Origin of the sequence: Psychrobacter maritimus (assembly GCF_904846345.1) — a bacterium.
Lineage (GTDB): Bacteria > Pseudomonadota > Gammaproteobacteria > Pseudomonadales > Moraxellaceae > Psychrobacter > Psychrobacter maritimus.
This window is the reverse complement of the sequence record NZ_CAJHAJ010000011.1, coordinates 1-12681: the sequence shown is the minus strand read 5'-3', so window position 1 is coordinate 12681 and position 12681 is coordinate 1. Positions and strand designations below refer to the sequence as shown.

Annotated in this window: 7 protein-coding genes; 3 read left to right on the top strand and 4 right to left on the bottom strand. The window is 42.8% G+C overall.

The window, feature by feature from the left end; translation table 11 throughout:
- Nucleotides 1-97 precede the first annotated feature (97 nt).
- On the bottom strand, nucleotides 98-2107 hold the full coding sequence (locus JMX50_RS11860; RefSeq protein ID WP_413786836.1) for a M61 family metallopeptidase: 2010 nt from the start codon (nucleotides 2105-2107) through the stop codon (nucleotides 98-100).
- A 392-nt stretch (nucleotides 2108-2499) separates the two neighbouring features.
- Here JMX50_RS11860 and JMX50_RS11855 point away from each other — a divergent pair, with 392 nt between their 5' ends.
- Nucleotides 2500-2985 (top strand): FKBP-type peptidyl-prolyl cis-trans isomerase, encoded by a 486-nt coding sequence (locus JMX50_RS11855; protein WP_149490575.1) that lies wholly within the window; start codon nucleotides 2500-2502, stop codon nucleotides 2983-2985.
- 529 nt (nucleotides 2986-3514) lie between these two features.
- Here JMX50_RS11855 and JMX50_RS11850 read toward each other — a convergent pair.
- Entirely contained in the window at nucleotides 3515-5725 is a 2211-nt protein-coding gene (locus tag JMX50_RS11850) for a carboxy terminal-processing peptidase (RefSeq protein WP_201562450.1), read from the bottom strand.
- Nucleotides 5726-6280: 555 nt separating this feature from the next.
- Here JMX50_RS11850 and nagZ point away from each other — a divergent pair.
- Nucleotides 6281-7351: a beta-N-acetylhexosaminidase gene (gene nagZ / locus JMX50_RS11845; RefSeq protein WP_201629672.1), complete on the top strand. Its 1071-nt coding sequence runs from the start codon at nucleotides 6281-6283 to the stop codon at nucleotides 7349-7351.
- A gap of 123 nt (nucleotides 7352-7474) precedes the next feature.
- Here the strand turns inward: nagZ and JMX50_RS11840 are convergent, their stop codons facing one another.
- On the bottom strand, nucleotides 7475-9079 hold the full coding sequence (locus JMX50_RS11840) for an OmpA family protein (protein ID WP_201562335.1): 1605 nt from the start codon (nucleotides 9077-9079) through the stop codon (nucleotides 7475-7477).
- A 633-nt stretch (nucleotides 9080-9712) separates the two neighbouring features.
- Nucleotides 9713-11329, bottom strand: a complete 1617-nt coding sequence (locus JMX50_RS11835; RefSeq protein WP_201629671.1) for a hypothetical protein — start codon at nucleotides 11327-11329, stop codon at nucleotides 9713-9715.
- A gap of 578 nt (nucleotides 11330-11907) precedes the next feature.
- Between JMX50_RS11835 and JMX50_RS11830 the strand changes: the two genes are divergently transcribed.
- Complete coding sequence (locus JMX50_RS11830; RefSeq protein WP_201629670.1) at nucleotides 11908-12516, top strand: rhomboid family intramembrane serine protease; 609 nt, start codon at nucleotides 11908-11910, stop codon at nucleotides 12514-12516.
- Nucleotides 12517-12681: the final 165 nt, after the last annotated feature.

Below are 12681 nucleotides of genomic sequence, written 5' to 3'. Positions count from 1 at the left end.
TAAAAATATAAGACCCTTGCTAAGCTGTGTCACTTAGCAAGGGTTTTTTAATATCTAAATGTCTAATCGCTTTTAACCTGCCTAGCTACTCTAGCTATTAATTTTTATAGCGCGCTATCGCATTAAGCCAAGCGTTTTCAGTATTTGCATAGTCTGCATATTCACCATCGCCTTCGCAGTCGGTGCTAGCCCTTGCTAAACGTAAGCTGACGCTATGCGGGAATACTTTTTCATTATCGTCATGCGCGTCTTTATCAGCGAAATCAGATTTAGGCAAAACTTTCACCGTCATCAGCTCATCACGGCGAAATAAATGACATTCCACAGCGCGTGTGGCCTTACTAAGCGTTGCTAATTGCTTAGTGTCTGCTTTGATACCATCGATTGCGACGACGACATCATGGGCTGAAATGCCAGCCTTAGCAGCGATACTGTCACGTGTCACGCGATTAACCTTAAGACCCAGTGGCGTCTCACTACAGCGCATGCCCCATGGCACATGTTTATCCGCAGTCTCTTTGGTATTAGGGTAAATTTTAATACCATTTGCTGTGAGCAGCGCCTCTAATGGCAGCTCCTCAACGCCATTAACATAACGGCGCTCAAACTCTTCCCAATCCGCTAATGGCATAAACTGCCCGATAACTGCCTCCATATCAGCACTACTGATACCGATGCGCTTATTATCCTTTTGCTTTGCTTGACCATAAAAGGCTTTGACGACATCAAACAAACGATAACGACCTGCGCTTTTTTCTAGTAAGGTTAAATCTAAGCATAACGCTACCAAGGCACCTTTATTATAGTAACTGATACCTGCATTGCCAGTGTTTTCATCGTTGCGATAGAGCTTAATCCAAGCATCAAAGCTCGACTCAGCAACGCTTTGATGCGCGCGCCCAGGGGTTTGGTAATAGCGATTGATTTGTTCAGTGAGTAATTTAAGATAGTTTGCCTTATCGATGACGCCTGACGCTTGCAACATAAAATCATCGATATAAGAGGTAAAACCTTCAAACACCCATAGCAATGGCGTAAAGGCTTCGCGGCGCAAATCCACATCTAACATCACATCTGGACGGACAGTTTTTACCCACCATGCATGAAAGTATTCATGGCTGCATAGGCCCAAAAAGCGCTGATAATCAGCACTTGGTACTTTTGGCTCATCAGCATTGGGCAAATCGCGACGCGGGGTAATCAAACTGGTCGAGTTGATATGCTCCAGACCACCGTAATCCTGACCACTGGCAAAGGTCATAAAGGTGTAATCATTAAATGGCGCATCGCCGAGCCAATCTAGATAAGTTTGACAGATTTGAGTGACGTCTTGCTGCAAGCGTCCCATATTGGCGCTATGCTTACCGGCAAGATAAAAATGATGGCCAATCGTCTGGTGCTTATCATCTTGAATAATAAAATCAAAGCTATCTTGTTCAGCAATTTCAAACGGATAATCGATAAGTTCGTGATAGCTGCCTGCTTGTAGAGTATATATTCGCAGTTTATCACCTTGTGATTGTACTGCCTCAAGTCCACAGGCCAAGAGCACACGGCTGGTATCTTTGTCGGCTAAAAACACCGCTGGCACGATTAAATCAACCTCTACCGCTTTTTGCTCTTGTCCTTCAATCGCTAAAGCAAGCGAGGTAAAATTGCCATATAAACGCTGCTGGTCAACATACGCAGTACGTACCGATAAATCATAACAATACACTTCATAATGGACATGTATGCTCTGCCCTGCGCGCACTTGTGGCAGCTGCCAAGTATTTTTATCTATTTTTTGCGCGCGATACGTGTTTGTTTTTTGATTATTGTCCGTGAGTTGACCATCTAATGTTTGATTGTTTAGAGTTTGGCTATCTAAAATTTTATAGTGAACCGCGGTGATATTACGGGCAAATTCGCGCATTAAATAGCTACCCGGTATCCATGCTGGCAACCACAAACTCGGCGCGTCAGTATCAGCGGTAAAGGTCAGCGCTACGTCGACCAAATGCTCTAAAAAGCGTGTAAAGTCGAATTGGTAAGAGATATGAGCAGTTTGCTGATTTAAAGTGCGGTTCAAAGTACTAGCAGGTAAAGCTTGAGAAGATGCAGTCATCATTTTTTCTTATCCTTATAATCGTCACTATTATTAGTCATTACTATTTATTCACTACTATTATTATTGTTATGATCGTCTCTATGGTAGGAGTCATTATGCAAAAACGCAACTGTCAAACCTTACGCTACTTATATTAAAGAGAGAAGAAATCGCTAAAGAGCGTAAAAATCATATTTATTTACATTAATTCGCCGATTAATTGGCATTTTTTATGCTTTTAACCTTGAAACCGATAGGAGGCATCGCAATTAAAGATGCTAACTGCTAAAGTTACCCTAATAAACTGATGATAATTGACTAATGACGTGGCTATTTGGCTGGCTGATTGGCTTTTTTAGGTTTATTCCAACCGTATTTAAATTTTAATATCGACATATTTAGGATAATTTATGACTACTATCGCAAAAGACACTGCCGTCAAGTTCAACTACACTCTAAAAGACGACGAAGGTAACATCCTTGACCAGTCTCCAGAAGGTCAACCGCTTGCTTATTTGCATGGCCATAGCAACATCATCCCAGGTCTTGAGCAACAACTAGAAGGCAAATCTGCTGGCGAAAGAGTCAATGCCGTTGTAGAGCCTGCTGATGGTTACGGCGAATATCAAGAACAAGCGGTACAACATGTACCACGTGAAAACTTCCAAGGCGTTGAGGACATCCAGCCTGGTATGCAGTTTCAGTCAGAAGCTGGCGGTCAAGTTATGCTAGTGACCGTTACTGATGTAAACGACAAAGAAGTGACTGTTGATGCAAACCATCCATTGGCTGGTAAGCGTTTGACGTTTGACGTTGAAATCCAAGAAGTACGTGCAGCAACTGAAGACGAATTAAACCATGGCCATATCCATGGCGCTGGTGGCGTTGAGCACTAATCTCTTTTTGAGTTTAGCGTACCATCGTTAGTATGCTTAATATAGTTAGGCGAATACTTAGTTATGAACGATAGTGTTGTCGTCTAACTAAAAAGGTCAGTAGAGCAATCTACTGACCTTTTTTTCGCACTACCTTTAATACAATGTTTGCAATACAAGCAATTTTTAAAAAAAGCACCCTTACAAGCATTATCGAGATTGCAGACGTAACAAAGCCGCATAATGACAAGCATTATGCGGCTTTTATCACTAACCATCCATGTTAATGTTATTAGATACTTAATCCCGGAGCATCTTATAACGTTCAGGCTTCCAGCCTTATCATCCCTAATCAGCAAACCACCTATCCCTGATGCGACCTTTAAGATACCAATCCCTAGTACCTATGAACCTTTTCGTTCAATCGTGCCGTACAGTTATAATCGCAGATTGACCCAAGGTTAGTAAGAGGTCTAAACGTCAATGCGTGTAAGCATATGCTTACACGCATTTTTAGTGACAACAGAGATAGCCTAAAAGATACTATTTGCTATAACTTTTCTTCTGGGCTAGCGAGTACTTTTGCATCAGCGCTAAGCATGATATAAGCGGCTTCATTAATAAAGGCTTCGTCTTCAGGTAGCTCAGGACGTTCACTTTCTTTCATCTGACTACGCTCTTCAAATTTTGCATCCATCGCGGCTTGATAAGTATTCCAATTGGCATAAGGACGCTCACCCGTTGCGATAAGGCGCTTATTTTCAGCTTCCAATGAACGCTTCTCTATCAGCTGCATCTTGGCACGGCGGCTATTGATATCAAGAGGAATTGGTTTTTTCTCATCTTCCATATTGCGAATATCGTTTAGCGTTGATAAATAAACAAACTGCGGGTTTTTCTGCTGACGGATTTTTGATTGCTGGTTTAGCGTCGCTAACGTATTGGCAGAAAATTTACCTTCAGGCTTATAAGGCGCGGTTTTAATGGTATCCCAAGGCAAGGCTTTTTTCTGCGCACGCTCGCCAAAGGTCGCATCATCATAGATATTGACCAATTCAACATCAGGTACCACGCCTTTATTTTGCGTACTACCACCGGTAATACGATAGAATTTACGCTGCGTTAAAGTGGCTGAACCCAATGCTAAGCTATCAAGCTGAATCTGCGCAGAGCCTTTACCGGTCGTTGTACTACCGACAACTAGGCCACGACCATAATCCTGAATCGCTGCGGCAAAAATCTCACTCGCAGATGCCGATGCTAAGTTAGTAATAACGACCATCTTGCCATCATATAACTGCTCGCCGCCATCATCATCACGGTAGACTTGGATGTTGCCGCGATTGTCGCGGATTTGCACCAGCGGACCGCTCTTGATAAAGAAGCCAAGCATCTTGGCAACTTCATCGAGCGAGCCGCCTGGATTGTTACGTAAATCAACCACTAAACCATCGATATTTTTTTTATTCAACTCTTTAAGAGCTTTTTCAGTATCGACACTGACGCTACGGTACTCTTCGCCGTTACGACGGGCGCGATAGTTGAGATAAAAACTTGGTATCTCAAGGACGCCGATACGTTTGGGCGTTTTATCGATATTAGGGCGCTGAACTTCGACGACGCGCTGGGTGACGCCAGATTCTTCTTGTTGAATAATATCGCGAACTACGGTTACGTTACGGGCGCTAGCGTCTGGGGTATTTGGTTGACGTACTTTAATAGTCACTGAAGTGCCGCGCTTACCACGAATCAAACCGACAATTTCACGCGTTGACCAGCCGACCACATCGGTCATGGTTTCGCCGTCTTTGGCGATACCGATAATCAAATCATTAGGCTTAATCTGACCTGATTTTGCCGCTGGACCACCGTCAACCAAGGTCACAATGCGAGTATAGTCTGGGTTTTTACGGTCAGGGCGAATAGAAACCCCAATGCCTTCTAATTGTAAACTGGACTGAATTTGCAGCTCATTGGCTTGAATCGGCGCATAATAATTGCTGTGCGGATCATAAGTCAGCATCGCCGTGTTCAAGATGGTTTCCATGATTTCGTCGTTTTTTAGACGGGTAAACTGCTCTTGCTGGCGTGATAAACGATTGAGCAAAATCTCACTTGGCGTGCGCTCATCATTACGCACCAAATCTTGTCCGCGCGTGATATCAGGATTGTCTAAAAAGACTTTTTCCTTTGCTTTCTCATCTTCTTGACCCAAAGTAATACTCATCAGCTGAAACTTTAACTGACGCGTCCAATAATCACGCTGCTCTTTTTTGGTTTTAAAATGACTGAGCTTTTCGCGGTCAAGCACAATGCTATCTTTACTGGTTAAATCAAGATTTGTGTTTAGCAGCTTCTTTGCCATCGCGAAGTATTCATTAGAGCGTTTACGATAGCGCTCAAAAACTTCTACGCCAGCAGATAAGTCGCCGCGTTTTAAGCGTGCACCAAATTCATCGGCATATTTTTTCTTAAATTCATCGACATCAGATTGCAAAAACAAGGTATGGTTTGGATCAAGGCTATCGATATACATGGATAGAATCTCACTACCCGTTGCGCTATCGAGCGGCTGATTGAGATAATGGCTACGATCCAGCAATGCCGCTACCTGACGGGTGGTGACCTGTTGCTCAGGAGTGGCCTTAAAGCCTTCAGTATTGCTATCAGCTACTGCGGTGCCATAGCTTTGGGTAAGAATAAGACCAGCGATACCCACTGACGCTGCACTGAGTAACCACTGTGCTGGTTGTTTTTTCATCATATATACCTAATTATTTTAAGTGAAAAGTATGCAAAATATGCTTAGTTGTTATTCATATTAAAAGTTATCTAATAAACGGCTATCCATAAATCTGACTGTTTTTAACTGTATTATATTTACCATTAAAACATGCGATACGCTAGCATTAAAAGCGCGCAAACACATGATAGTTATTTTAGTTTTATCGTTAAAAAATCAATCAATACTAGCATGGCTATAAATACGCTGCTGTCTCAAACTGTATAAATAATCTTACCCGCCATGGCGCTGTGTCTTATGAGCCAACGAACGAACTTTTTATCAAACCTATTTATTGCTCTAACTAAATAAATACCAGATAGCTCATCAACATAACTGTTTTAAATCAATTAAGCCGCGACATTATGCTCATCTTATAATAACTGTCATAATATAACCAACATGGCAATGAACAGCGATAGCGAATCATGACGATAAATCATGCAGCTCACTGCTTAGCGCTTTTGTGAGCTTAAATGTTTTTTTGACCATAAACGATAATATAACAAGGTATAGCCTAATAAGGATCACGCAATGTACGGCGTCTTAATGATTGATATCGATAGTACCGCACTGACCGCTGAAGATGTCAGTTTAATCAAACAAGCACAAGTGGGCGGGGTAATATTATTTGCCCGTAATGTGGCAGACGCGGCGCAAGTGCGCTCCTTATGTGACGATATACGCTATCACAATGCCGATATATTGATTGGCGTTGATCAAGAAGGTGGGCGTGTTGCTAGATTACGTCACGGTTTTACCCCATTGCCCGCGATGGGGAGACTTGGTGAGTTATTTAATGAAGACCCTAGCCGCGCCCTTAGCCTTGCTTACGACTGCGGTTATTTGATGGCGGCCGAAGTATTGGCAGTCGGCATTGATTTAAGTTTTGCGCCCGTGCTCGATAGAGATGGTATCAGCCAAGTCATCGGCGACCGTAGCTTTCATCATGAGCCGCAAGCGATTATCGCCTTGGCAAGCCAATTTATGCGCGGCATGAAAGATGCCGGTATGGCAACTACCGGTAAGCACTTTCCCGGTCATGGTGCCATCGCCCCTGATTCACATGTGGCAGAAGCAATTGATACGCGTAGCTTAGATGAGATTATGAATAGTGATATGCAGCCTTTTGCGCAGACGTTGCCTTGGCTTGATGCCTTAATGCCAGCGCATGTGATTTTCTCCCAAGTCGATAATAAACCCGCAGGATTTTCAAAAATTTGGCTCAAAGACATCATTCGTCAGCAGCTTAATTTTGATGGGGTGTTATTTTCTGATGATTTATCGATGGCAGGGGCACAAGCTGCAGGCGATGTTAGCGCCCGTGTCAAAGCGGCGATTGAAGCAGGCTGCGATATTGCCTTGGTCTGTAATGACCGCGTTGCTGCTCACGAAGCTGCCGCAGCAGCACAAGAGCTGCCCTATCCTGACCAAAAACGCATCAAGACCATGTGTGGACAGATACCTGTTTGGCAAGGTGACCTTGAGTCAACATGCCAGCAGTTTGATTATTGGCAACAAGCAAAAGACAACGTTTTACAGACCTTCTTTCCGGTTCAAACAGAAGCGCAAGCGGTTTTAAAAGACCCCACTGCTTATAAATAATGCAGCTAACAAAAAAATTGATTTAACAAAATAAAAAAACCGCACCTTATCAAGATGCGGTTTTTTGCTATTCAAATTCCACTTAAAGCTTACTGGTTATCCATCAGCGTGTCTAAAATGATATTAATTACTGGTACTTGCTTGTGGGTCTAATGCCGTACCACGACTGGCATCATCAGCATCAGGCATTAGATCATCATTGTCACTGTCTAATGGATTTAAGTCTGGGTCAAGGGCACTGTTACTAATTGCCATGCCATCGTTTGCATTTGCTGTCTCATCATAGACCACAAACTCAATACGGCGGTTACGGAAACGACCTTGCTCAGTGGCGTTTTCAGCAATAGGATCAGTCTCACCCATACCTTTAGTCATCAGCTTAGTTGGATCAACGCCTTGCGCAACCAAATAATCTTTCATAGATTGAGCGCGCTCTTCTGACAGCTTCATATTGTAAGCCGCATCAGCAGTTTTGTCAGTATGACCAATAATCATCAACTTCATATCTGGTACTTGTTCCATCAATTTTACAGCGCGGTCTAATAGCGCTTTATTGGCATCAGGAATCACCGCTTTATCTACTTCAAAATTCACTACTTGTAGGCTGAGCGCACGAGCCACATCCTGAGGGTCAGGATTTTGGCCAAGGTTATCCATCGCTGCTTGAGAAGCTGTTAAGCTATTATCAATCTCAGCTTGGGCATCTAATGGCGCTTCTGGCTTGACGGTCATCGCTGGCGCAGCCGCTTGTAAATCTGCAACCAATTTATCTAATGCCGCAGCGTCAGGCGCATTAACGGTAATCGTATCGCCTTTGATTAACATGCTCGCATTCGGTACGTTTTTGACGATAGGTAATATAGACGCAAGCTGAGCGGCAGCAGGCATGTCAATTGAGAAGTTATCATCGACATCCGCACGGCAATTATTGGCTTCATCGCCAAATGTAGCGGTCAGAGCGTCCATGACATTGCCCTGTAGCGTCTCATTACCAACGTTCATACGGCAAGCGTATAGCTCACTGTTTTCACCAGTCGCAATACGCAATGACGCAGGTTCGATATCCGCAGCAACCACTGATTGCCCATCATCATTAACGGCTTGCTGCTCGGTAGCAACAGGCTTGCCGACTGGCTCAGGGTTGTCTTGGCAACCTCTTAGTAGCGCCCACGCCAACGCACCCAAGATAATCAAGCCAATAATCGGTAGCAGCGCTTTCATAAAGCTGCCTTTTTCTTCCTCTTCGCGGTGGATGGGCGCGGTAGTGACCGTATCAGACACGCGAGCGCCAGCAGGTGCAGCCGCAATCATACCAGCAGGTAAAATTGCACTCGCCCATGCCGGGATATGATGCTGATAACTGGCAAGATTGTCATTTAAAAACTGCGGTACAGGCGTCGTTCCTGCCAAGCTTTTGATTTCGTGATAGGCCAGTGGCGCGGCCATCGCAATTAAACCGCGCGCAGCAGTAGCGTCAACATTATGTTTACCAGCCAGCTCACGAGCGATTTGGTCACGGTGCGCGCCATCTGTCCATACCCGATCATAAAACCCTTGATCATCACGGGCGATATTTTCATTAGCAAAACGATTATAGGTATCGTTATCGGCTAGGCGCGCGGCAAAAATAGCATAAAACTGTTCAAGTAAATTTTTCTTAGCAGGAGTGCGGTCATCTCCTAGCACTGCTGGACTGACCGTCCGCGTTAAGTGACTGATAATATCCATAATGTCATTCCTCAATGAATTGTTATTTTAAATGGCTTGTTTTATATAGCGTGCATTCTCAAAAAGTAGAGCGTTGATATTGATATTTTATGGCTGCTATTTAATATGAGCTCATGCGATTAATATTAAGTTAATAGTATTAGATAGCAGCCGTAACTAGATTCAACTTTTGTTATTATAAAAGTATTAAGTATGTGTTCACAATCGACAGGCTGTTGTGCAATTGCTACGATAAGTAATGTTTCGGTTGTTACTCGTAACTGCAATGCTTAGAAAGTACAAATTACTAACATATGAACAGCTAATCGCTTAATTTTCAATGTAGTTGGTAAGTTAAATAGAAATTTGCATTCACTGTTTCAGGTATAGTCAGTTCAAAATAAAAACGATGCGTTAATAGTTATGGGCGATTGGTATAAATTTTCCTTGCTTGCTGCTATCACAGAGGCTACGAAAAATTCATCTCAGTCGCACTGTAACTGTTTTTCCAGATCTGTTTTTAAAGTTAATTCACTATAATACTTTTTTATTCTTATCCTCTTTATTTAGCGGTAAATAAAAAAGGAGTGCCGTCAATCATTGATACTGCACTCCTTTTAGCTTTTTATTTTCTACGTGTTTGTTATAAATATTCTATCTATTTCTAACTTGGGCAGGCTCAGCCACGATAACACTGTTTGCCATATCATCGACTTCCGATACTGAAAAAGGTCCCGGTGGTTGCTTTGATGCTGGGCGGTCGTTATTCATAGCAGCGTTATTGCTAGGTTGGTCATACATCGGCGGATTATTAAAGTCATTATTACGGCTAGGCGCTGGCATCACGCTATCCCCCGTATCGTCGTCCGCGGCTTGGTAATCATTATTACCGTTAACATTACCGTTAATATTGTTATTAACATCATACTGATTATTGGCACCATTCATAGCCGCCATATCAGCTGCTCCCATAGCGTTATCATTATTAGGTAATGGTAGCGGCGCGGTACTATCAACCATCATCGCCGGTACCAAAGTACGGATATCGGTGGCCAATTTTTGCAGCTGCATACTATCTGGCGCCTCCAAAGTCATGCGGTCATTTTGCAGCTGTAAACGAGCAAATGGAGTCGCTCTTAATAAGGTTAAAATGTTGGGTAGCGCCTCGATAGGCATATTGGCAATATTATTGGCCACGCCTTCTTGCACCGTAAATTGACACATCGCCGCCTGCTCACCGAAGCTACTATTAAGCGCCTGTTGTAGCGTACTTTGGAGCGCGGCGTCACCGACGGAGGCGCTACAAGTATATAAATTGCCGCCATTATCTACGCCAACGATAAGCGCAACGGGCGTTAATACTTGCGCTGGCGGCTCAGCGACAGGCGGTATAACTGTGGGCGCTGTCACCACTGGTTCTACAGGCGGTGCGTTATTAGGCCTAATTAACAATGCCCATACCAGCCCAATCGCTGCCATTGCCGCCAACAATAGGAACACCCGAATTAATAAATCATTGCGTTGGTTGCGGGTACGTACTTTTTCTCGTTTTAGGCTGCTGTTTTCTTCTAGATGATGGGCCGCAGGATTGGCGTGGATAGCACCTGTATCGATAGCCGCTGTACTTAGACTGTTATCAAAACTTTCATTAGCAAGTTCTGCTGCCATATTTGGTTCTGTTATCAAGTTCGCAGAAGGATTTATCCTACTTGCCTCAGTGGCATCATACTTATCTAATAAAACAGGCGTAGCAGCTATCTCAGTTAGCGTGCTTTGAGCATTGAACAATTCATCCTCAGCATGTTGCGCCGCGGTAATCACTGGTGCCGCCCATATCGGCAGATAATGGCGAAATGTCGGTTGCTGGCTTTGCAAAAATGCCGGCAAGAACTGCCCATTTGCCATTATTTTGAGCTCACGATAAACCAGCGGTGCAGCATTCATAATAAGCTTTGTGGTGGTGAGCTCATCAATATGATGAGTAGCCGCAAGCTCTTGAATAATAACTTGGCGCGCGTTCGGTGCTTGCCATAACTGCTCAAATAACGGCGTCTCTATCATATTTTCATTAGCAATCGGCTGATCATCACGCAGTAACTGCGAGTAAACTTGTGGCAACGCCAAACGCGCCGCCAAAATGGCATAAAACTGCTCTAATAAGCTGACATGGGACACATTACCATTATCAGCTTGATTAGTATTGTCGTCATTACTATAGCCACCCAACACCGCTGAGGTCACCGTTTGTTCTAATTGGTCGATAATATTCATAAATTATTGCCTCTGTCGGCGTTGATTTAGGTTGTATAACGGAGATGTATTTTTTTAATTTAACTTTATATTCTAAAAATTGTAGGAAGCTGAACGCGTCACAAGCAATATTGGTATATAAATTGCCTATCATTTATAACTTTCATTACTTTTTAAATGACTATAAATTAAATAACAATGAATTTGACAACGCTTAATGCCATAAACCTAAACGACTGCCAGACCTTTATTATTAATTTTTAGGTTTGGTCTTTATGCTGTCGTGAATCGTTACGGTCAGTATACGAAGCATTACTCATTCTGCCTGCTACGCTGTTATATTATTTAATATAAACGATTATTAAAGCATAATTTTGTCGTGTATTGGTTTTTTGCCTCGGCATCGCTGTTATTATTGCTAATATCATGCCTGAATGCTTTATCATTACTCATATTTAGTGGCTACTTATATTAGTAGCTATTTACCGTTTTAGCGTTATTATCATTAATAGTAGTTGTTATTGAGCCAAGACACTTGGGCTTTAAGCGTTACGATTTATATCATTGCCATCTATCAGGCTCGGCCTAAGGATTCCCCTTTGTTTAACCATACGACGCTTATTATTATTATCACCGTTATTGTCAGTTTATTGGCATGGCAAAACAAAGCTGTGTTTAATCGACTTATTTTCTATCCGCCGGCGGTGAAAAATGGTCAATGGGATCGCTTTGTGACGCATGGTTTTATTCATGCTGATGGGATGCATTTGCTGTTTAATATGTTTACCCTATACTTTTTTGGTCGTGCTATCGAAGGCTTATATCAGTCGTTTTTATTCGGTTATGGTTTCGTGGTTTTTTATGTGTTGGCTATCATTGTCGCGATGGTTCCAAGCTATATTAAACATAAAGATAGTGCCAGCTACTTAAGCCTAGGGGCGTCAGGCGGTGTATCAGCGGTCTTATTTGCTTTTATTCTGCTGGCACCATGGGAAAAGATTTATCTATTTGCCGTTGTCCCTATCCCAGCGATATTATTTGCGGTCGCTTACGTCGCTTATAGTATTTATGCGGACAAACGTGGTGGCTCAAACATCAATCATATGGCACACATGTGGGGCGGCGCGTTTGGGATAATTGCGACCATTATTTTAGAACCTCAAGTACTACCGCACTTTTTAAATGCGCTCTTATCTCCTGGGTTTTAGAGGTGCTATTAAAACCCATTAATAAAGCTCAGTATTCAATTTTAGTAAAAAAACTGCAATCGAAGCTTGTTTGATAATGGCAGTTTAAATAGCCAAGTGATGCTTCATTTATATCGCTATTTAGATCGCTTGGTATTGCTTAGTATCTTGCGCAATCTTATATTT